This is a genomic window from Aeromicrobium sp. UBA7512, from assembly GCF_002476985.1.
GTDB lineage: Bacteria > Actinomycetota > Actinomycetes > Propionibacteriales > Nocardioidaceae > Aeromicrobium > Aeromicrobium phoceense.
Window position 1 is genome coordinate 57,996 of record NZ_DLNK01000004.1, and the last position, 21,028, is coordinate 79,023.

The following is a 21,028-nucleotide window of genomic DNA, read 5'->3' on the forward strand; positions in this document are numbered from 1 at the left end:
CACCTGTTCGAAGGAGTCAACACGAACCCCCACATCGGAGACGACACCGCGGGTGGTAGGCCCTCAGGCCCACCACCCGCGGTGAGGTGTCCGCACGGTCAGCGCGAGAGCTCGATGGATCCACCGGGGATCGCGTCGAGCAGCCGGCGCGTGTACGCCTGCTTGGGGTTGCTGTAGACCTCGTCGACCGAGGCGTGCTCGACCAGCTTGCCGCGCTCCATCACCAGCACGTCGTCGGCGATCTGGCGCACGACCGCCAGGTCGTGGGTGATGAACAGGTACGACAGGCCCAGCTCGGCCTGCAGGTCGGCCAGCAGCGACAGGATCTGCGCCTGGACCAGCACGTCGAGCGCGCTGACGGCCTCGTCGAGGATCACGACCTCGGGCTGCAGCGCCAGGGCACGCGCGATCGCGACGCGCTGGCGCTGGCCGCCGGAGAGCTCGTTGGGGAACCGCTGCGAGACGCTCCACGGCAGCGAGACCTTGTCGAGCAGGTCGCGGACCCGCGCCTCGCGCTCGGCCTTCGAGCCCATGCCGTGCGTGCCCAGCGGCTCCTCGATCGCCCGGAAGATCGTGTACTGCGGGTCGAGGGAGGCGTACGGGTTCTGGAACACCGGCTGCATCTGCCGGCGGAAGGCCAGCTGCTGCTTCTTGGTGCGCAGGGTCGAGATGTCGACCCCGTCGAACTCGACGGTGCCGCTCGTGGGCTCCAGCAGGTCGAGCACCATGCGCGCGACCGTGGACTTGCCCGAGCCGGACTCGCCCACGATGGCGGTGGTGGTGCCGCGGGGCAGCTTGAACGAGACGTCGTCGACGGCGACGAACTCGTTCTTGCGCCACGGGGCCGAGCCGGGGATGCTGAACACCTTCCGCAGGCTCTTGGCCTCGAGCACGATGTCGGAGCCCGCGCCGAACTCCGACTCGAGCTGGGCGACCTCCCCGGCCAGCTCCTCGGCGACCTCCTGCGCCTGCTCGCGCACCTCGGCACGTTGCTGCGACAGCAGCCGCTGCGAGGCCAGCGACGGGGCGCTGGAGATGAGGCGCTTGGAGTAGGGGTGCTGCGGATCCTGCAGGATGTCCAGCGCGGGACCCGACTCGACGATCTGGCCCTTGTACATGACGACCAGGTGGTCGGCGCGCTCGGCGGCCAGGCCCAGGTCGTGCGTGATCAGCAGCACCGCGGTGCCCAGATCGGCGGTCAGCTGGTCGAGGTGGTCCAGGATCTGCTTCTGCACCGTCACGTCGAGCGCGCTGGTCGGCTCGTCGGCGATGAGCAGCTTCGGCCGGGCGGCCAGGCCCATCGCGATGAGCGCGCGCTGGCGCATGCCGCCACTGAACTCGTGCGGGTACTGGCGCGCGCGCTGCTCGGCGTCGGGCAGGCCGGCCTCCTCGAGCAGCTCGACGACCCGTCGCTCGACGTCCTTGCCCTTGACCACGTCGTTGGCCACCAGGACCTCGGCGATCTGCTTGCCCACCTTGACGAGCGGGTTCAGGTTGCTCATCGGGTCCTGGGGCACCAGGCCGATGCGCGAGCCGCGGACGGCCAGGATGTCCTTCTTGCTGGACTGGGCGATGTCCTTGCCCTCGAAGAGGATGGACCCGCCCGTGACCCGGCCGGTGCCCGGCAGCAGGTCGATGATGGCGTGAGCCGTGGTGGACTTGCCCGATCCGGACTCGCCCACGATCGCGACGGTCTGACCGGGGTAGACCGTGAGGTTCGCACCGCGGACGGCGGGGATGTCCTCCTTGTTCTGACGGAACGCGACGTGCAGGTCGGTGACCTCGAGCAGCGGGGTGGCGTTCATTCGCGGTTCCTCGACTTCGGATCGAGGGCGTCGCTCACGGCGTCGCCCAGCAGGATGAATCCCAGCGACGTCAGGGCCAGCGCCGAGGCGGGCCAGAACATGACGCCGAGCCGCTCGCCCGAGCGCACCTGGTTCTGCGCGGCGGAGATGTCGTTGCCCCACGAGACGATGCTGGTCGGCAGGCCCAGGCCCAGGAACGACAGCGTGGCCTCGGCCACGATGTAGACGCCCAGCGACACGGTCGCCAGCACGATCACCGGGGCCAGGGAGTTCGGCACCACGTGGCCCCACAGGTTGGCGCGGCGGGTCTTCCCGATGGCGCGCGCCGCGTCGACGAACTCGAGGTTCTTGACCTCCAGGACGGCACCGCGCGAGATGCGCAGCACCTGCGGCCAGCCGAACGCCGCCAGGGCGAACACCACCGTGAGGATGAAGCCCCAGTAGCCGCGGTCGGGCCACAGGTTGTTGATGATCGACAGGCCGACCAGCGCACCGAGCAGCAACGGGATCGCGAAGAAGATGTCGGCCACGCGGGAGATGAACGTGTCGGACAGGCCGCCGTAGAAGCCGGCCATCGCCCCGAAGAGCACACCGGGGATGGTGACCACGAGCGTGCACAGGAAGCCCACCAGCACCGAGGCGCGGGCGCCGTAGATGGTGCGGGCGAACACGTCGTAGCCCTGTTTGTCGAAGCCGGCGATGTGGCCCTCGCTGGGGCCCTCGAGGCTGCGGCTCAGGTCGGCGCGCGTGGGGTCGATGTCGGTGAACAGCTGCGGGAACAGCACGACGATCGTGACGAAGAACAAGATGACGACCGAGACCCAGAAGATCCAGTTCTTCCGCAGGCGCTTCCACGCCTGCTTCCACTGGCTCTCGGGGCTGCGGGACTCGTCGAACGCACCGGTGTCCGCCAAGGGCGTCACCTCGACGGGAGCGACGAAGCGCTCCTGGCCGGGCAGGGTCTTCGGGGGGAGGTCGATGGGGAACTCAGGCATAACGGATCCTCGGATCGAGCCAGGCATAGAGGAGATCGACGATCAGGCTCATGACGATGTAGATGAGGACCATCACCGTGACGACCGAGACGATCGTGGGGCCCTCCTTCTGCTGGATGGCGCGGAAGGCGAGGTTGCCCAGACCGGGGATGTTGAAGATGCCCTCGGTCACGATGGCGCCGGCCATCAGGGTGCCCAGGTCGGCACCGAGGTAGGTCACGACGGGGATCAGCGAGTTGCGCAGCACGTGGCGCCGGTTGACCTGGCCGTCGTTGAGGCCCTTGGCTCGCGCGGTGCGCACGTGGTCGGCGGTGAGGTTCTCCACCACGGAGGTGCGCGTGAGGCGCAGCACGTAGGCGAAGGACACCAGCCCCAGGACGAACGCCGGGATGATGAGGCGGTCCCAGCTGGCGTCGCCGCCGACCGTGACCGGGGCCCAGCCGAGCTTGACGCCGAAGATCAGCTGCATCGTGAAGCCGAAGACGAAGATCGGGACCGCGATGACCAGCAGCGAGGTCACCAGCATCGTGGAGTCGAAGAGCTTGCCGCGCTTGAGGCCGGCGTAGAAGCCGGCGGCGATGCCCAGGACGCCCTCGATGATCAGCGCCATGAACGCGAGCTTGAACGTGACCGGGATGGTCTCCGCGAGCAGCTCGCTGACGGGGCGGCCCGAGAACGAGACGCCCAGGTCTCCTTGCGCCGCGTTGCCCAGGAAGAGCAGCCACTGCACCAGGAACGGCTTGTCGAGGTTGTACTGCTGCTCGATCTCGGCCCGGACCGCGTCGGAGACGGGCTTCTCGCCGAACAGCGCCACGATGGGGTCGCCGGGCATGGCGAAGACCATGGCGTAGATGAGCAGCGTGGAACCCAGGAGGACTGGGATGGCCTGCAGGATCCGCCGGCCGATGTACCACCACATAGTTAGGAACCTCCGCAGCACGAGGGTCGACCCGTGCATCGATTAAGCGTACCTTCGGCCCGCGGGTCGAGCGCGCGGCCGGGTCGCCTTCGGTCATGAGTGTGGGGCGGCACCGGGTTGGTGCCGCCCCACATCAGCGAAGCATCACTTGGTGATGTTCTGGTATTCCGGCTTGTTCTGCCAGTTGAACTCCACGTTCTCGACACCCGTGGCCGCGACAGCCGCGACGTTGGTGTTCCAGAGCGGGAGAGCCGGGAGCTCCTTCATGAGGATCCCCTGGGCGTCAGCCAGCAGCTTGGCCTGCTCGTCGCCCTCGGCGCTCAGCGCGTCGGACAGCAGCTTGTCGAACTCCTTGTTGGAGTAGTCGCCGTCGTTCGAGCCGGCACCCGTGCCGAAGATCGGACCGAGGTAGTTGTAGACCGACGGGTAGTCGGGCTGCCAACCGGTACGGAACGCGGTGCCGATCGTGCGGTCGGTGACCTTGGTGCGCAGCTCGGCGAACGTGGCGTAGGCCTTGGGCTGGGCATCGATGCCGAGGTTGTTCTTGAGCTGGTTGGTCAGCGCCTCGACCCACTCCTTGTTGCCCGGGCCGTCACCGTTGTAAGCGATGACGAACTTGCCGGACCACGGAGCGATCGCGTCGGCCTCGGACCAGAGCTTCTTGGCCTCGTCGGCGTCGAACTCCAGGACCTCGGCACCCTCGATGTCCTCGGTGTACTCGGGCATCAGCTCGGAGCTGAACTCCTTCGCCGGCGAACGCGTGCCGTCGAAGATCTTGTCCGTGATCTCCTTGCGGTTGATCGCGCGGCTCAGGGCCTGGCGACGCAGGTTGCCCTCTTCACCGGAGAAGTGCTCCAGCGACTCGGGGATCGTGATCGTGCTGTTGACCGTGCCGGCCGCCTCGAACGCCTGGACCGAGTCGTCGGTCTTGAACGTCGTGAGGGCGCTCGGCGGAGCCTGGTCGAGCACGTCGAGGTTGCCCGCCTGGACGTCGGAGTAGGCCGAGTCCGGGTTCGTGTAGAACTTGAACGTCACGCCGCCGTTCTTGGCGGGGCGGTTGCCGTCGTAGTCCTCGTTGACGGACATGACGGCCTCGACGTTGTTCTCCCACGAGTCGAGCTTGTAGGGGCCGTTGCCGATCGGAGCCTTGCCGAACGCCGCCATGTCGGCGAACGCGGCCTCGGGCAGCGGGAAGTAGGCCGAGTAGCCCAGACGCAGCGGGAAGAGCGCCTCGGGGTTCTTGAGCGTGACCTCGAAGGTCTTCTCGTCGACGACCTTCAGACCCGACATCTCGGTGCCCTTGTCGAGGATGATGCCCTCGTCGTCGGTGCCCTCGATGGGGTAGTAGAAGTAGGAGGAGAGCTGGGCGTTCTCAGCCGCGGCACCGTAGTTCCACGCCTTGACGAACGACTCGGCCGTGACCGGAGTGCCGTCGGTGAACTGCCAGTCCTTGAGCTTGATCGTCCAGACCTTGTTGTCCTCGGACTCGATCGACTCGGCGACCTCGAGCTCCTGGGAGCCGTCAGCCTTGTACGAGACCAGGCCCGCGTAGATCAGGTCGATGATGTTGCCGCCACCGACCTCGTTCGTGTTGGTCGTGACCAGCGGGTTCTGGGGCTCGGTGCTGTACGCGGTGATGACCGCATCGGTCGAATCCGAACCGCCGTTGTCGTCGTCGCCGCCACTCGAGCAGGCCGCCAGGGTGAGGCTGGCAACTGCGGCGAGGGCGACACCTGCGAGGGCTGAACGCCGAGTTCGCATGTATTTCCTCCTGTGAAGGGCGTACGTGGTGAAAACGTGCAATGTACGCGCGTGATTCATAGGTATCACCTGCAAGGTGTCCCAGCCCACTCCGCGCGGCCGACTTCACCGAACTGCAACCAAACGTCGCAGCCCGTCGCGAGCCCGTGGACGGGCCCGGAGGGAACGACGGCGGCCCCGCTCCCGGGTGGGAGCGGGGCCGCCGAGCGGGGGCTGGATCAGCCCTTGCGCTTGTTGATCTCCTCGGTCGCCTGCGGCAGGACCGACTTGAGGTCACCGACGACGCCGAAGTCGACGAGCTCGAAGATCGGCGCCTCCTCGTCCTTGTTGACCGCGACGATCGTCTTGGACGTCTGCATGCCGGCGCGGTGCTGGATCGCACCGGAGATGCCGTTGGCGACGTACAGCTGCGGCGACACGGTCTTGCCGGTCTGGCCGACCTGGAACGTGTGCGGCTTCCAGCCCGAGTCCACCGCGGCGCGCGAGGCGCCGACAGCCGCACCGAGGGCGTCGGCCAGGGCCTCGACCTCGGTGAAGTCGCCGCCGGTGCCACGGCCGCCGGAGACCACGATGGCGGCCTCGGTCAGCTCGGGACGACCGGTGGAGACGCGCGGCTCCGAGGCCACGATCTTGACCTGCTTGGCCGAGTCGGGGACGTCGAACGAGACGGCCTCGACGGCACCGGCACCCGCGGTGGCCTCCGGGGCGGCCGAGTTCGGCTTGACCGCGATGACCGGAGCACCCTTGGTGACCTGCGCGGCGACGGTGAAGTTGCCGGCGAACGCCATCTGGGTGGTGGTGATCGAGCCACCGTCGACGGTGACGTCGACGGCGTCGGTGATCAGGCCGGAGTCGGACTTGAGCGCGACGCGGGCCGCGATCTCCTTGCCCTCCGAGGACGACGGCACGAGCACCGCGGCGGGCGCCTTGTCGGCGACCAGCGCGGCCAGGGCCTCGGCCTTGGGCGCCACGAGGTACTCCTCGAACGCGCTGTCGGCGTAGGTGTAGATCTTCTCCGCGCCGTACTCGGTCAGGACGCTGGTGTCCGCGTCGCCGAACACGACGGCCGACGGCTCGCCGATGCGACGGGCGATCGTCAGGAGCTCCAGCGAGGGCTTCGTGACCTTGCCCTGGGGGGCTTCGATCAGAACGAGAACTTCACTCATTGATTCAGGCTCCTACTCACACGAACTTCTTGGACGCGAGGAACTCGACGAGCTTGGTGCCGCCGTCTCCCTCGTCGGTGACGATCTCGCCGGCGGTGCGCGGCGGGCGGGGGGTCGTGGACTCGACCTTGGTCCAGGCGTTGTCGAGGCCGACCTCGGCCGCGTCGATGCCCAGATCAGCCAGGCTCCACTCCTCGACCGGCTTCTTCTTCGCGGCCATGATGCCCTTGAAGGAGGGGTAGCGGGCCTCGCCCGTCTGGTCGGTGACCGACACGACGAGCTTGCCGGTGGCCTCGATCTGGTGCGTGGCGGCATCGCCGTCACGACGGATCTTGACCGTGTCGCCGTCGACCGAGATCTCCGACGCGAAGGTGATGGCCGGAAGGCCCAGGCGCTCGGCGACCAGCGTGGGAACGACGCCCATGCCGGCGTCCGTGGAGCCCATGCCGAAGAACACCATGTCGTAGTCGAGCTTCTCGATGGCCTTGGCCAGGACCAGCGACGTCGCGAACGCGTCGGATCCGGCGATGGCGTCGTCCTCGACGTGGACGCCGGCGTCGGCGCCCATCTGCAGGGCCTTGCGGACCGCGTCCGAGGCGTCGGCGGGGCCGACGGTCAGGACGGTGACCTCACCGTCACCGGCCTCGACGACCTGCAGGGCCTGCTCGACCGCGTACTCGTCGAGCTCGGACAGAAGCCCGTCGACGTTCTCACGATCGACAGTGTTATCAGCGTCGAACGTGCGGTCCGCCGTGGCGTCCGGCACGTACTTCACAGCGACAACGATCTTGGTCACGAGGACCCTCCTGTGAATTCGGGGCGCGGGAGACGGTTTGACCACCCGCGAGTTATCGGGTCCACCTTGCCACGCGAAGCAATTCGCGGGTGAGGCGACCCTTCCTGACTTTGATGTTACCGAAAGGTAACGAAGGCGGACATCCCAGCGGCAGTGGGATGGGTCACCTCCCGGTGAAGGTGGCCTTGCCGGGCCCGTTCTCGACGAAGGAGCGCATGCCGTCGGCCTGGTCCTGCGTCGCGAACAGCGCGCTGAAGCCAGCGCGCTCGATCTCCAGACCCGTCTGCAGGTCGACCTCGAGGCCGCGGTCGACGACGTCCTTCGCGGTGCGCAGTGCGATCGACGGCCCGCCCACGAACTGCGACGCCCACGCCACGGCCCGGTCGTGGACCTCGGCGGCCGGCAGCACCTCGTCCACGAGGCCGAGGGCGAGCGCCTCGTCGGCACCGACGAACCGGCCGGTGTAGATGAGGTCCTTGGCCTTCGAGGGACCGATCAGGCGGGCCAGGCGCTGGGTGCCGCCCGCGCCGGGGATGATGCCGAGCAGGATCTCGGGCTGGCCGAGCTTGGCGTCGTCGGCGCAGAACCGCAGGTCGGTGGCCAGCGCGAGCTCGAGTCCGCCACCGAGGGCGAATCCCGTGATGGCCGAGACCGTCGGCTTGCCGATCGCGGCGACGGCCCGCGTGAACTCCTGCAGCAGGTGTCCGTGGCGGAACATCTCGGGGTAGCCCATGTCGGCCATCTCCTTGACGTCCGCGCCCGCGGCGAAGACCCGCTCGCCGCCCCACACCACCACCGCGGCGACGTCGTCGCGGCGATCGGCCTCGCGCGCCGCCTCCAGCAGCTCGGTCTGGACCTGCGCGTCGAGCGCGTTCATCTTGGGCCGGTCGAGGCGGATCGTGCCGACGCCGTCGGTCACCTCGAGTCGGACGAATTCGGCCATGATGGAGCCTCCTGTGTGGGTTGGGGCGAGCATAGGACAGCGTCAGGACGGCGAGCCGAGGGCCCGGAGCGGCTCGCCCGCGAGGCGATACGTCCGCCAGTCGGCCAGGTCCACGGCGCCGAGAGCCTCGTAGAACTCGATCGACGGGGTGTTCCAGTCGAGCACCTGCCACTGCAGGCGGCTGTAGCCCCGTTCGACGCACACCTGCGCCAGTCGGGCCAGCAGCGCGTGACCGAGTCCGGTGCCGCGGTGCGCCGGGTCGACGAAGAGATCCTCGAGGTAGATCCCGTGCACCCCGTCCCACGTGGAGAAGTTGAGGAACCACACCGCCAGGCCGACGACCGCGCCGTCCACCTCGGCGACGTGCGCGAACAGTGCGGGCCGCTCGCCGAAGAGGCGCTCGTGGAGCATCGGCTCGGTCAGCACGCACTGCTCGGGAGCGCGCTCGTACGCCGCGAGGTCGTGGACGAGGCGCACCATCGCGGCGACGTCGTCGGGGGTGGCAGGGCGGATCCGCGGATCGGTCATGGGCCCGATTCCATCACGACGGCCGGTAGCCTCGGCCAGGTGACCGAGCCTGCCGACTCCTCCCCCACCCTGCGCGACGACGACCTCGTGCTGGAGCCCACCTCCGGCGCCGACGACCTGCACGGCTTCGCCGCCATCTACGGCGGCGACCGCATTGGCACCGTGGCCCTGCAGAGCGCCACGGGCAAGGCCGGCCGCCAGCTGGGGTCGATGCGCTGGAACTTCTCGTCCGGGCCCGGCGCCATGGTGGCCAGCCGGGCCCTGCGGATCGGCGTGGAGTACGCGTTCGACCACTTGGGATGGACCCGGATCGAGGCCAGGGTGCCGGCCGACGACACCCTCGGCCTGCGGGCCGCGTCGATCGCGGGGCTGCGACGCGAGGGCATCGCGCGGTCGCCCGGGGGCGAGCCCGACCTCGTGCTGCTCGGGCGGATCGTCGACGACCCGCCCGCCTTCAGCCGCGACGGCTTCGTCGCCATCCTCAACGCCGGACTCCCCCGCAAGCGCGTCATCGGTCAGGGCATCCTGCGCGACCGCGACGGGCGCGTCCTGCTGTGCGAGCTGACGTACAAGCGCGAGTGGGACCTGCCGGGAGGCGTGGTCGAGGTCGGCGAGAGCCCCGCGACCGGCCTCGTGCGCGAGCTGGAGGAGGAGCTCGGCATCACGGTCGAGGTCGAGGGCCTCGTGACGATGAACTGGCTCCCGGCGTGGAGCCGCTGGGACGACGCGTGCCTGTTCGTGTTCGACCTCGGCGTCGTCGACGCCGACCTGGTCGAGCAGATGGTCCTGCAGCGCACCGAGATCGCGGCCGTGCACTGGTGCGACCTCGACACGGTGCGCGAGCGTGCCACGCTGGCCACCACGGAGCTGCTCGAGTCGCTCGCCGACGCGCCGCTGCCCGCCTACCGCGAGGCGCCGCGCCAGCCCGACCCCGTGCGCGACCAGGCGCGCTGACCGCTCAGAAGAGAGCGGCGGCCAGGGAGCGACGGGCCAGCGCCACGCGAGGATCGGCCAGACCGACCACCGTGAACAGCTCGAGCAGGTGCTCGCGGACACGGTCGCGGTCATCCTCCGCCGTGCGCTTGACGAGCTCGATGAGTCGCAGGAAGGCGTCCTCGACGTGTCCGCCGGTGACGTCGAGATCGGCCACCAGCAGCTGGGCGTCGACGTCGTCCGGGGCGTCGGCTGCGGCCTGCCGCGCCTGCTGCAGGTCGGCGCCGGCCACGCGCGCGTAGAGCCTCGTGGCCGCCAGCCGCTCGGCCACCTCGGTGTCGCCGGGGGTCTGCGCCAGCAGCGCCTCGTACTCGGCGATCGCGGCGTCGAAGTCGCCGCGGGAGTAGGCCTCGTCGGCGGCGGCGAAGCGCGGGTCGTCCTCGGGCTCGTCGGGGGCCTCGACGGGAGCGCCCCCGGACGGCTGGGCACGGCCGTTCAGGCCGTTCTGCTGCGCGAGCCTCACGAGCTCGTCGAAGAACCGCTTCACCTCGGCGTCGTCCACCGTGCCCTGGAACAGCGGCACGGGACGGCCCTGCACGAGTCCCACCACGAACGGCACGGCCTGCACCTGGAGCGCCTGGGCGATGCCGGGGTTGGTGTCCGCGTCGACCTTCGCCAGCTGCAGCGCTCCGCCGTACGCGGACGTGGCCCGCGCGAGGACCTCGTTGAACTCGACGCTCTGCGGGGAGCGCGGCGACCAGACGCTCAGCACGACGAGGTGCTGCATCGAGGACTCGACCACCTGCTGGAAGTCGGCCTCGGTGACGTCGATGACGTAGACCGCTCCCTCAGGAGCGGGAGCACCCCCGCCGGACGGGGTCGTGGGACGCGGCGTGGCCAGCGAGGAAAGGTCGAACGCACCGGGCTGCGAGAAGCTCATGGCGACAGTCTAGGAAGCCCGGTCACAGGCCGCGGATCGGCTCGGTCCGTTCACCCTCGTCGGGCCCGCCGTCCAGCGGCCTGTCGTACCTCGCGCTCATCATCCGCTCACGCCGGCGGTTCTCACGGTTGACGGCGTTGTTGATCTCACGGTCGACCGCCAGGATGTCCGGCACGAACTTGATCTCGCGCAGTCCCTGCTCCTGCGCGGCCGACTCGAAGACGAAGTGGCCGTAGCCGAGGGCGCGGCCCCACATCGTGCGCGTCATCGTCATGTCCAGGATGCGGTTGATCGGCATCGTCGCCACCCGCGCGGTCAGCACCCCGCTAAGCCGGACGACCCGCCAGTTCGTGACGACGAAGACATCGCGCCACTCCACGAACGCGCGCACGGCCGCCGCGGCCGTGACGACGAGGGACGCGAGCCACAGCGCCTGGGCCGGACCGGAGTTCCAGTGGAACAGCAGGACCACGAGGCAGCCGAAGGAGGCCAGCGCGGCGGCGGGCAGGGTCCAGTAGACGGCGACGTGCTTGGGCACGATCTGCAGGACCCGCTCGCCGCTGCGGGGATTGAGGCGCTGGTTCAGCGCGACGTGGTTCTCAGGATCGGGGAACGGCTCGCGCAGGCGTCGCCAGAATCGCGCCGTGACCGGCGGGGGCGCCGTCTCGATCGCTGGTCTCTCGGTCATGACGAGGTCCTCACAGGAGCTCGGACACGAACACCCCGACCTGTCCGAATGCGCCGATGGCTGCGTCGAAGGCCCCCCGAACGGCCGTCGCGGCGTCCTCAGGCGTGCTGAACAGGTAGTAGAGCCCGAAGCCCACCACGAAAAGGATCACTGCCTTCTTCACCACGCGCACATGTCTACCGGAATCGCGGGCCCGAACCGGGGACGCCGCGCGGAAGACTTCTACGCGTCGGATTCGGCCAGCAGGGTGTCGGCGGCCGAGAACGGGTCGATGTCGCCGGCGAAGGCGCGGGCGGCGAGTGCGTCGAGCTCCTCGCCCCCGTCGACGACGAAGCGGCGCCGCACCTGGTCGAGGGCGATGGCCTGGATCTCGCGACGCAGTCGATCGGTGCGCCGGCGCGCCAGCTGGCCGGAAGCACGCAGGTGGGAGGCATGCTCCTGCAGGTGGTCGACCAGCTCCGGGACTCCGGTGCCCTCGGTGGCCACGGTGAGGTCGATCGGACGCTTCCAGCCGTCCTGGCGGTCGGACATCGACAGCATGGTGCGCAGCTCACGGCGCGTGGTGGAGGCTCCGTCCCGGTCGGCCTTGTTGATGCAGAAGATGTCGCCGATCTCGAGGATCCCGGCCTTGGCGGCCTGGATGCCGTCGCCCATGCCGGGCGCCAGCAGCACGACGGTGGTGTCGGCCAGCCCGGCGACCTCGACCTCGGACTGCCCGACGCCGACGGTCTCGAGCAGAATCACGTCGCAGCCGGCCGCGTCGAGGACGCGGATGGCGTGGGGCGTGGCCCACGACAGGCCGCCGAGATGGCCCCGGCTGGCCATCGACCGGATGTAGACGTCGGGATCGGTGGCGTGGTCCTGCATCCGGATGCGGTCGCCCAGCAGCGCTCCCCCGCTGAAGGGCGAGGTGGGATCGACCGCGAGGACGCCGACGCGACGGCCGCGGGCGCGCAGCTCGGTGACCAAGGCCGACGTGGTGGTCGACTTGCCCACGCCGGGCGAGCCGGTGAGGCCGACGACGTGGGCGCCGCCGACGAGCGGGGCCAGCGCCGCGCTGACCTCACGCAGGTGGTCGGACTCGGTCTCGACGAGGGTGATCAGACGCGCCACCGACCTGGCCTCGCCGGCTTGCGCCCGCGAGACCAGGTCGGTGACGTCGACGTTCCTGGGACTCAACTCCGCAGATTCGGGTGAGGGCCGATCAGGCCTGCGGGACCCGGATGATCAGGGCATCGCCCTGGCCACCGCCGCCACACAGCGCGGCCGCACCGGTGCCGCCACCGCGACGCTGGAGCTCCAGCGCGAGGTGCAGGACGATGCGCGCACCGCTCATGCCGATCGGGTGGCCGAGCGCGATGGCACCGCCGTTGACGTTGACCTTGTCCTCGCTCACGCCGAGCTTCTCGGCCGAGACGATGCCGACCGCGGCGAAGGCCTCGTTCAGCTCGAACAGGTCGATGTCAGCGACGTCGATGCCCTCCTTCTGCGCCGCCTTCGCGATGGCGTTGGCGGGCTGCTCCTGCAGCGTGGAGTCGGGGCCCGAGACGTTGCCGTGGGCGCCGATCTCGGCGAGCCACGTCAGGCCCAGCTCCTCGGCCTTGGCCTTGCTCATGACGACCACGGCGCAGGCGCCGTCGGAGATCTGGCTGGCCGTGCCCGCGGTGATCGTGCCCTCCTTGGAGAACGCGGGACGCAGGCGGCCGAGCGACTCGGCCGTGGTGTCGCCGCGGACGCCCTCGTCGGCGCTGACGACGACCGGGTCGCCCTTGCGCTGCGGGATCTCGACGGGGACGATCTCGTCGTCGAACACGCCGTTCTTCTGCGCCGCGGCGGCGAGCTGGTGCGAGCGCGCGCCGAAGGTGTCCTGGGCCTCACGCGACAGCGTGTCGGTCGCGGCGTTGCGCTGCTCGGTGAGCGAGCCCATCGCCTGGTCGGTGAGCGCGTCCCACAGGCCGTCGTACTCCATGTGGTCGAGCATCGTGACCTTGCCGTACTTGTGACCGTCGCGCGAGCCCGTCAGCAGGTGGGGCGCCTGGGTCATCGACTCCTGGCCGCCGGCGACGACGATGTCGTACTCGCCGGCGCGGATCAGCTGGTCGGCCAGGGCGATCGCGTTGATGCCCGAGAGGCACACCTTGTTGATGGTGATCGCGGGGACGTCCAGCGGAATGCCGCCCTTGAACGCGGCCTGGCGGGCGGGAACCTGCCCGGCTCCGGCTCCGAGGACCTGGCCCATGATCACGTAGTCGACCTGGTCGCCGTTGATGCCGGCCCGGTCGAGGGCGCCCTTGATCGCGACGCCGCCCAGGTCGGAGCCGGACAGGGTCTTGAGGCCGCCCTGCAGGCGGCCGATCGGGGTCCGTGCCCCGGCGACGATGACGGAAGTGGTCATGAAACGTGCTCCTTCGGTGCGTGCGTTGGGGTCACTGTACCCATGGGTACGGAGTGCCTGACCGGACGTGGGTCACCTCACATCACGGGGGTGAGCTCGGGCTCGGGCCCGAAGCGGAATCGGCGCCCGCTGATCTCGCTGACGTCGATGACGACGAGGTTGTACTTGAGCGTCGGTACCCAGGAGTGCAGGTCGGCCAGGTCGAGCTCCTGCGCCTGCGCCTCGGTCTCGATCTTGCGGGCGGTGCCCTTCAGGACGACGCTCGTGGCGCCCTCCGCCGTGACCTCGTCGACCTCGAAGGCGACGTGGCCGTCCAGCACGACGCCCATGAGCTTGGTGCCCTCGGCCGTGCGGAAGGCGATGCGGCGCCCGGCCAGGGCGTAGTTGACGGGGAAGATCTCAGGCTGTCCCAGGACCGTCAGCGCCAGCCGCCCGAACGTGTGGTCGGCGACGAAGTCCCACGGCTCGTTTCCGGTCATCTCGGTGATCGCTGTGGTGTCCATACCCCATTGTCACCCCGGGAGCGGTCCACGCGCAGGGCCCGCAGAGCCCGTACTAGGCTGCCCGGCATGACCAGCGAATCGCTCGTTCCGGGCCACCTGCTCACCGCCATCGATCACGTCGGCATCGCCGTGCACGACCTCGACGACGCCATCGAGTTCTACTCGCGCGTGTTCGGCCTCGAGTCGATCCACGAGGAGGTCAACGAGGAGCAGGGCGTCCGCGAGGCGATGCTCGCCGTCGGCGACTCCGGCTCGTGCATCCAGCTGCTGGCCCCGCTGAGCGAGGAGTCCACGATCGCCAAGTACCTGGACCGCAACGGACCGGGCGTGCAGCAGTTGGCGTACCGTGTCACCGACATCGACGCGGTCTCGACCACCCTGCGCGACCGCGGCGTGCGCCTCCTGTACGACACCCCCAAGCGGGGCACGTCCGACAGTCGCGTCAACTTCGTTCACCCGAAGGACGCCGGAGGCGTCCTCGTCGAGCTCGTCGAGTCCGCCGCCACGCACTGATCGGCTCGCGGACCCCGACCCCACTCCGGCTCGCGGGACAAGTTTCCCGCCAGTAACATCACCGCAGACCACCTGCAATACCGACGCGAAGGATCCCCCGTGCAGCACATCCTCGACGCCATCATGTCCGGCGACCGCACCGCAGAGACGTACCAGAACCTCGAGCTCCCCGAGACCTACCGGGGCATCACCGTCCACAAGGACGAGCAGAACATGTTCGAGGGCGTGGCCACCCGGGACAAGGACCCGCGCAAGAGCCTGCACCTCGACGACGTCCCCCTCCCGGAGCTGGCTCCGGGCGAGGCCCTCGTCGCCGTCATGGCCAGCGCGATCAACTACAACACGGTGTGGACCTCGATCTTCGAGCCCGTCTCGACGTTCGGGTTCCTCGAGCGCTACGGCCGTCTCTCGGAGTACACGAAGCGCCACGACCTGCCGTACCACGTGGTCGGCTCCGACCTCGCCGGCGTCGTGCTGCGCACGGGCCCGGGCGTCAACGCCTGGAAGCCTGGCCAGGAGGTCGTCGCTCACTGCCTGTCGGTCGAGCTCGAGAGCCCCGACGGCCACGACGACACGATGATGGACCCGCAGCAGCGCATCTGGGGCTTTGAGACGAACTTCGGCGGCCTGGCCGAGCTGGCCATCGTGAAGTCGAACCAGCTCATGCCCAAGCCCGCGCACCTGACGTGGGAGGAGGCGGCCTCGCCCGGCCTGGTGAACTCCACCGCGTACCGCCAGCTGGTGAGCAAGAACGGCGCCAACATGAAGCAGGGCGACGTCGTGCTGATCTGGGGCGCCTCGGGCGGCCTGGGCTCCTACGCCACGCAGATGGCCCTCAACGGCGGAGCCATCCCGGTGTGCGTCGTCTCCAGCCCCGACAAGGCCGAGATCGTGCGCTCGCTGGGCGCCGAGCACATCATCGACCGTTCGGCCGAGGGCTACAAGTTCTGGAAGGACGAGCACAACCAGGACCCCAAGGAGTGGCAGCGCTTCGGCAAGAAGATCCGTGAGCTCACCGGCGGCGAGGACCCGGACATCGTGTTCGAGCACCCGGGCCGCGAGACCTTCGGCGCCAGCGTCTACGTCACGCGCAAGGGCGGCACGATCATCACCTGCGCGTCGACCTCGGGCTACATGCACCAGTACGACAACCGGTACCTGTGGATGAACCTGAAGAACATCAAGAGCTCGCACTTCGCGAACTACCGCGAGGCCTACGAGGCCAACCGCCTCATCGACAAGGGCCTCATCCACCCGACCGTGTCGAAGGTGTACAAGCTCGAGGACACCGGCCAGGCCGCGCTCGACGTGCACCACAACAAGCACCAGGGCAAGGTCGGCGTGCTGACGCTGGCGCCCGAGGAGGGCCTGGGCGTCACCGACGAGGAGAAGCGCGCCAAGTACCTCACGGAGATCAACCGCTTCCGCGGCATCTGATCGCCGACATGACGCGAGTCCGCGGGCTGGATGCCGCTCGTGGACTCGCGCTCGTGGGCATGGTGGTCGCCCACCTCGACACCCGGATCGACTTCGATCCGGGTGTCGCTGCGTCCTGGCGGCACGTGGGCGACGGGCGTGCCGCCGTGCTGTTCGTCGTGGTGGCCGGGTTCTCGCTGGCGCTCACCACCGGCGGGACGCGACCCCACGCCGGCGAACGCCTCGCCGACGACCGGCTGGCCATCTTCGTGCGCGCCGCGGTGCTGGCCGCACTCGGCGCCTTCCTCAGCGCCCTCGGCACCCCCGTGGCCGTCATCCTGGCCTCGTACGCCGTGTTCTTCGTGGCGGCGCTGCCGTTCCTGCGGGCGCCCGTGCCGGTGCTGATCGGCGTCGGCTCGCTGCTCGGCATCGCCGGCCCCGTGATCATCGCGTGGCTCGTGGAACGGGTGCCCGAGCTGACCACCAGTCCGATCGGCGAGCTGTTCGTCGGCATGCCCTATCCCGCGATCCAGTGGACCGGCTTCCTGCTGGTCGGGCTGGGCCTCGGCCGCCTGCGGATCGGCCGGTCCACCCTGCTCGCCGTCGGCTTCGTGGGCCTCGGGGCCGGCATCCTCCTGCACCAGCTCATGCTCGATCTCCTGCAGCGCACGCTCGCCGACCCCGCCGCTCGCGAGAGCCTCGTCCTGACCACCCTGACGTCGGACCACCGCTCGCAGAACCCGGTGGAGGCGGCGTCCGTCCTGGCGATCTGCGTCGCCGTGCTGGCCCTGCTGATCGCCCTCACGCCGCAGGCGCGCGGACTGACGTATCCCCTGGAGTCGGTCGGGCGCATGGCGCTGACGCTCTACGTGGGCCACATCGTGGCCTACTGGGCCGCGATCCAGGTCGACCCCGCGCTCGAGTCCGGCTCGGGCGCTCTGGCCCTGTGGACGCTCGGGGTCGCCTTCGTCGCAGCGAGCCTGTGGTTCCTGCGCTTCTCCCGGGGGCCGCTCGAGTGGGCACTGCACCGGATCGTGCGGGCCACCCTGGGACCGCGCGACGGCCTCAGCGCGGCTGGTCCCTGAACACCGCCGTGGTGCGATCGGCGTAGGCCGAGGAGTCGGCACGCTCCATCGGACCGTCCCACTCGCGCGGAAGCGGCACCTGGGCCTGCGGGTTGAGGCGGCTCACGATCTCGTCGAGCACGCGCTCGGTGTCGCCCACCCAGAGGTGCTTGGCGCCGTCCACGGCGATCACCTCGGCCTGCGGGACCGCAGCGAAGCGCTCGCGCGCCTCGGCGGGCCGGAGGTAGTCGTCCAGCTCGGGGACCAGCGCCGTGAGCGGACGGCCGTCGGCTGCCCACGCCTCGAGGTGCTCGGGCCGGCTGAACCGCAGGGGCGGCGACAGCAGGATGGCGCCGGCCACGTCGGGCTCGAGCCCGTACATGAGGGTCAGGTCGGTCCCGAAGGACCAGCCGACCATCCACACGTTCGGCAGCTCGGTGAACTCGGCGTACTCGATCGCCGCGGCGACGTCGAAGCGCTCGCCCTCGGCCCGGTCGAACTCGCCCTCGCTGCGTCCTCGCACGCTCTCGGTGCCCCGCGTGTTGAACCGCAGCACCGCGATGTCGGCCAGGGCGGGCAGGCGGTAGGACGCCTTGCGGAAGACGTGGCTGTCCATCATCCCGCCGTGGGTGGGCAGCGGGTGCAGGCAGATCATCGTGGCGACGGGATCACGATCGGCGGGCAGCGCCAGCTCCCCCACCAGCGTCAGTCCGTCGGCGGTCGTGAGCTCGATGTCCTCGCGTCGGGCGGGAAGCACCGACGATCCCGTGATCTTCACACGTCCATCCTGCCCGAGCCGGTGACGCGGCGACGGGCGGCCGTCAGGACTGCCGCTGCCAGCAGTGCTGGTGCCAGTGGCGGCGCTCGTTGATCCCGTCGGACTCCAGCAGGCTCGGCACGTCGGGCCACACCACGAAGTGCGGGGTCGACGGCGGGATCAGCTGGTCGCAGCCGGGACAACGGTACGCCGACGAGGACGTGGCGCCGGTGATGAAGCGCTGCCAGAAGTCGCCGGCGCGGCGGTGGACCAGCTCCTCACGCCGAGCCGGGGGCTCGCGACGGGCGGCCCGGGCGGCGGCTGCCTTGCGACGCGACATGGCCCCGATCGTACCGATCGGGGCCATGCGCGAGCTGCGTGCGGGTGCTGCTCAGTAGGTGTGGAAGCCGGCCTTGGTCTTGCGGCCCAGCCGGCCCTCGGCGACGACCTTCTTCAGCGACTCGGCGGGCTGCCAGCCCTCGTGGCCGAACGTGTCGACGAGCGTCTGCTGGATCGCCAGCGAGACGTCGTTGCCGACCACGTCGAGCAGCTCGAACGGGCCCATCGGCAGCTTGGTCTCCTTCATGGCGGCGTCGATCTGCTCCATGGAGGCCGCACCGGACTCCTGCAGCAGGATGGCGTCGTTCAGGTAGGGGAACAGCAGCGCGTTGACGATGAAGCCCGCGCGGTCGCCGCACGAGACGGGGTGCTTGCCGGTGGCCAGGCACAGGGCGCGCACCGTCTCGTCGACGTCGGGGTCGGTGACCTCGGTGGTGACGACCTCGACCAGCTTCATGACCGGAGCGGGGTTGAAGAAGTGCATGCCGATGACGTCGGCCGGGCGAGCCGTGGCGTCGGCGCACGCCCGGATCGACAGCGAGGAGGTGGTGGTGGCCAGGATCGCGCCCGGCTTGCAGATGCGGTCGAGGTCGCGGAACAGCTGGAGCTTGATGTCGAGCTCCTCGGCGATCGCCTCGACGACGAGGTCGACGTCGGCGAGCGCCTCGCGCTCGGTGGCTCCGGTGAGACGGCCGAGCACGGCGTCCTTGCCGGCCTCGTCGAGCTTGCCGCGCGCGAGGGCGCGGTCGAGGTTCTTCGTCACGTAGGCGACGACGCCGTCGAGCTTCTCCTGCGAGCGACCGACGTAGACGACGTCGTAGCCCGCCTGCGCGAAGACCTGGGCGATGCCCGAGGCCATCGTGCCGGTGCCGACGACGCCGACCGAGGCGACGGGGCGCTTGACCTCGGGCACGGGGGTGCCGTCGGCGCCCTCGCCGGAGAACGAGGCGCCGGAGTCGGCGATCTCGACCAGCGCGGGGGCCGGGCGGTGCAGCGGGTCACCGGTCTGGGCGAACTGCTCGGAGAGACCGTCGACGACCGTCTTCGCGCCGAGTGCGTCGATCAGGGCCAGCGGACCGATCGGGTAGCCGCAGCCGAAGCGCATGCCCGCATCGATGTCGGCTGCCGTCGCGTAGCCGTCGCCGTACATCGTCGCGGCGTGGTTCAGGTACGGGAAGAGCAGGGTCCGCGCGATGCGGCCCTTCTCGTCGTCGGCGGTGATGCTATCGACGATCTCTGCCATCAGATTCTCCTTGGAGGCTTGGCCCGCCGGTGCTGCTTCCCGCCGAGCGTTCGTGAAAGGGTAGCGTGACAGCACCGATGTCTCGATGGGAGTCCCATGTCCTCACGTCTCGCCGCGACGGCCGTCGCGCTCGTCCTGTTCACCGGCCTGGCCGGGTGTGCCAAGGAGGAGCCCGCGACGCCCAGCGACCCGACCTCGGCGACGCCCAGCGCCACCGTTCCGTCGCAGGATCCGCGGGCCGATCTCGTGGGCTCCTGGCGCGCCGACGAGGCCGACTGGACGGTGCACTTCGCGGCCGACGGCACGTTCACCGAGGACTTCGAGGGCAACGTCGACTTCCGTCGCGGCGCCTACCGGGTCGAGGACGGCATCGTCTACCTCGACGGTGACGACGGCGAGACCACCGAGGGCGAGCTCTCGGGCGACACCATCAACTTCAAGCTCGGGATGCTCGAGCGCCTGTGAGGATCGTCGTCGCCCGCTGCCAGGTCGACTACGCCGGACGCCTGACGGCCCATCTGCCGCTGGCCCTGCGCGTCATCATGGTCAAGTCCGACGGCTCCGTGCTGGTGCACGCCGACGGAGGCTCCTACAAGCCCCTCAACTGGATGAGCCCGCCGTGCACGCTGCGCGAGGGAGTCGCCGAGGACGGCGTGCCCGAGTGGACCGTCACCGCGAGGAAGACCGACGACACGCTGCGCATCCGGCTCGAGGAGGTCATCCACGACTCCGAGCACGAGCTGGGCGTCGACCCGGGCCTGCAGAAGGACGGCGTCGAGAAGCACCTCCAGGAGCTGCTGGCCGAGCACACCGTCGCCCTCGAGGAGGGCATGACGCTCGTGCGCCGCGAGTACATGACGGCGATCGGTCCGGTCGACCTGCTGTGCCGCGACGCCGCCGGCGCCTCGGTCGCCGTGGAGATCAAGCGCCGCGGCGAGATCGACGGCGTCGAGCAGCTGACCCGCTACCTCGAGCTGATGAACCGCGACCCCAAGCTGCGCCCCGTGCGCGGCATCTTCGCCGCCCAGGAGATCAAGCCCCAGGCCCGCACCTTGGCCAAGGACCGCGGCATCGACTGCGTCGTCGTCGACTACGACGAGCTGCGCGGACTCGACGACCCGAGCCTGCGCCTGTTCTGACCTCCGGGGGACGTGGTCTCGATACGCCGCTCGTCCCTCGCGAGCTACTCGACCACCGGCTACCGAGCCGGGGCGGCCTGCTGACCGGTGATCGAGCCAGGGCGAGCTACTCGACCACCGGCTACCGAGCTGGGGCGGGCTGCTCGACCGGTGATCGAGTAGCAGGCGAGCGCAGCGAGACGCGT

At 69.7% G+C, this 21,028-nt stretch carries 23 protein-coding genes; 6 read left to right on the forward strand and 17 right to left on the reverse strand.

Annotated features, from left to right (window positions below; translation table 11 throughout):
• Window positions 1-98 precede the first annotated feature (98 nt).
• The 8 genes from B2363_RS05910 to B2363_RS05945 all read right to left on the reverse strand — a co-directional run bounded on the left by B2363_RS05910 (window position 99) and on the right by B2363_RS05945 (window position 8,913).
• Window positions 99-1,805 carry a dipeptide ABC transporter ATP-binding protein gene (locus B2363_RS05910; RefSeq protein ID WP_286929101.1) on the reverse strand — a complete coding sequence of 569 codons (1,707 nt, stop codon included), beginning with the start codon at window positions 1,803-1,805 and terminating at the stop codon, window positions 99-101.
• Window positions 1,802-2,800, reverse strand: coding sequence for an ABC transporter permease (locus B2363_RS05915; RefSeq protein ID WP_181756600.1), 999 nt, complete (start codon window positions 2,798-2,800; stop codon window positions 1,802-1,804). The genes B2363_RS05910 and B2363_RS05915 overlap by 4 nt, the downstream gene beginning before the upstream one ends.
• Window positions 2,793-3,719 carry an ABC transporter permease gene (locus B2363_RS05920; protein ID WP_286929186.1) on the reverse strand — a complete coding sequence of 309 codons (927 nt, stop codon included), beginning with the start codon at window positions 3,717-3,719 and terminating at the stop codon, window positions 2,793-2,795. Before B2363_RS05920 ends, B2363_RS05915 begins: the two co-directional genes overlap by 8 nt.
• A 144-nt stretch (window positions 3,720-3,863) precedes the next feature.
• Window positions 3,864-5,480: a peptide ABC transporter substrate-binding protein gene (locus B2363_RS05925; protein WP_181756599.1), complete on the reverse strand. Its 1,617-nt coding sequence runs from the start codon at window positions 5,478-5,480 to the stop codon at window positions 3,864-3,866.
• 218 nt (window positions 5,481-5,698) lie between these two features.
• The gene (locus B2363_RS05930; protein WP_286929104.1) at window positions 5,699-6,646 is read right to left on the reverse strand and encodes an electron transfer flavoprotein subunit alpha/FixB family protein; all 948 of its coding nucleotides are present in this window, start codon (window positions 6,644-6,646) and stop codon (window positions 5,699-5,701) included.
• 16 nt (window positions 6,647-6,662) lie between these two features.
• Window positions 6,663-7,442: an electron transfer flavoprotein subunit beta/FixA family protein gene (locus B2363_RS05935; protein WP_078700548.1), complete on the reverse strand. Its 780-nt coding sequence runs from the start codon at window positions 7,440-7,442 to the stop codon at window positions 6,663-6,665.
• 163 nt (window positions 7,443-7,605) lie between these two features.
• A complete protein-coding gene (locus B2363_RS05940) occupies window positions 7,606-8,385 on the reverse strand; it encodes an enoyl-CoA hydratase/isomerase family protein (protein WP_286929105.1) in 780 nt (259 codons plus the stop codon).
• A gap of 42 nt (window positions 8,386-8,427) precedes the next feature.
• A complete protein-coding gene (locus B2363_RS05945; protein WP_286929107.1) occupies window positions 8,428-8,913 on the reverse strand; it encodes a GNAT family N-acetyltransferase in 486 nt (161 codons plus the stop codon).
• Window positions 8,914-8,952: 39 nt separating this feature from the next.
• Between B2363_RS05945 and B2363_RS05950 the strand changes: the two genes are divergently transcribed.
• Window positions 8,953-9,867 (forward strand): NUDIX hydrolase, encoded by a 915-nt coding sequence (locus B2363_RS05950; RefSeq protein WP_286929108.1) that lies wholly within the window; start codon window positions 8,953-8,955, stop codon window positions 9,865-9,867.
• Window positions 9,868-9,871: 4 nt separating this feature from the next.
• Here the strand turns inward: B2363_RS05950 and B2363_RS05955 are convergent, their stop codons facing one another.
• The 6 genes from B2363_RS05955 to B2363_RS05980 form a co-directional block, all read right to left on the reverse strand.
• Entirely contained in the window at window positions 9,872-10,786 is a 915-nt protein-coding gene (locus tag B2363_RS05955) for a tetratricopeptide repeat protein (protein WP_286929109.1), read from the reverse strand.
• Window positions 10,787-10,808: 22 nt separating this feature from the next.
• A complete protein-coding gene (locus B2363_RS05960; RefSeq protein ID WP_286929111.1) occupies window positions 10,809-11,474 on the reverse strand; it encodes a PH domain-containing protein in 666 nt (221 codons plus the stop codon).
• A 10-nt stretch (window positions 11,475-11,484) separates the two neighbouring features.
• A complete protein-coding gene (locus tag B2363_RS05965) occupies window positions 11,485-11,640 on the reverse strand; it encodes a hypothetical protein (RefSeq protein ID WP_181756595.1) in 156 nt (51 codons plus the stop codon).
• Between the two features lie 56 nt (window positions 11,641-11,696).
• Window positions 11,697-12,653 carry a methylmalonyl Co-A mutase-associated GTPase MeaB gene (gene meaB / locus B2363_RS05970; protein WP_286929114.1) on the reverse strand — a complete coding sequence of 319 codons (957 nt, stop codon included), beginning with the start codon at window positions 12,651-12,653 and terminating at the stop codon, window positions 11,697-11,699.
• A gap of 25 nt (window positions 12,654-12,678) precedes the next feature.
• On the reverse strand, window positions 12,679-13,869 hold the full coding sequence (locus B2363_RS05975; RefSeq protein ID WP_286929115.1) for an acetyl-CoA C-acetyltransferase: 1,191 nt from the start codon (window positions 13,867-13,869) through the stop codon (window positions 12,679-12,681).
• Between the two features lie 77 nt (window positions 13,870-13,946).
• Entirely contained in the window at window positions 13,947-14,372 is a 426-nt protein-coding gene (locus tag B2363_RS05980; RefSeq protein ID WP_181756592.1) for a pyridoxamine 5'-phosphate oxidase family protein, read from the reverse strand.
• Window positions 14,373-14,438: 66 nt separating this feature from the next.
• Here B2363_RS05980 and mce point away from each other — a divergent pair, with 66 nt between their 5' ends.
• From mce to B2363_RS05995, 3 genes are all read left to right on the forward strand, one after another.
• Window positions 14,439-14,885, forward strand: a complete 447-nt coding sequence (gene mce, locus B2363_RS05985; protein WP_286929117.1) for a methylmalonyl-CoA epimerase — start codon at window positions 14,439-14,441, stop codon at window positions 14,883-14,885.
• 99 nt (window positions 14,886-14,984) lie between these two features.
• Window positions 14,985-16,322, forward strand: coding sequence for a crotonyl-CoA carboxylase/reductase (gene ccrA, locus B2363_RS05990; protein ID WP_286929119.1), 1,338 nt, complete (start codon window positions 14,985-14,987; stop codon window positions 16,320-16,322).
• 8 nt (window positions 16,323-16,330) lie between these two features.
• Window positions 16,331-17,386: a DUF418 domain-containing protein gene (locus B2363_RS05995; protein WP_286929121.1), complete on the forward strand. Its 1,056-nt coding sequence runs from the start codon at window positions 16,331-16,333 to the stop codon at window positions 17,384-17,386.
• Here B2363_RS05995 and B2363_RS06000 read toward each other — a convergent pair.
• From B2363_RS06000 to B2363_RS06010, 3 genes are read right to left on the reverse strand one after another with little or no spacing between them, the layout of a single operon-like run.
• Complete coding sequence (locus B2363_RS06000) at window positions 17,367-18,143, reverse strand: alpha/beta hydrolase (RefSeq protein WP_286929123.1); 777 nt, start codon at window positions 18,141-18,143, stop codon at window positions 17,367-17,369. The two genes, B2363_RS05995 and B2363_RS06000, sit on opposite strands and share 20 nt — an antisense overlap.
• Window positions 18,144-18,186: 43 nt before the next feature.
• A complete protein-coding gene (locus tag B2363_RS06005; RefSeq protein ID WP_153303015.1) occupies window positions 18,187-18,462 on the reverse strand; it encodes a hypothetical protein in 276 nt (91 codons plus the stop codon).
• A gap of 51 nt (window positions 18,463-18,513) precedes the next feature.
• Window positions 18,514-19,704 carry a 3-hydroxyacyl-CoA dehydrogenase NAD-binding domain-containing protein gene (locus tag B2363_RS06010; RefSeq protein WP_286929125.1) on the reverse strand — a complete coding sequence of 397 codons (1,191 nt, stop codon included), beginning with the start codon at window positions 19,702-19,704 and terminating at the stop codon, window positions 18,514-18,516.
• 96 nt (window positions 19,705-19,800) lie between these two features.
• Between B2363_RS06010 and B2363_RS06015 the strand changes: the two genes are divergently transcribed.
• Both B2363_RS06015 and nucS read left to right on the forward strand, forming a co-directional pair.
• Complete coding sequence (locus B2363_RS06015) at window positions 19,801-20,169, forward strand: hypothetical protein (protein ID WP_181756587.1); 369 nt, start codon at window positions 19,801-19,803, stop codon at window positions 20,167-20,169.
• The gene (gene nucS, locus B2363_RS06020) at window positions 20,166-20,843 is read left to right on the forward strand and encodes an endonuclease NucS (protein ID WP_181756586.1); all 678 of its coding nucleotides are present in this window, start codon (window positions 20,166-20,168) and stop codon (window positions 20,841-20,843) included. Before B2363_RS06015 ends, nucS begins: the two co-directional genes overlap by 4 nt.
• Window positions 20,844-21,028 lie beyond the last annotated feature (185 nt).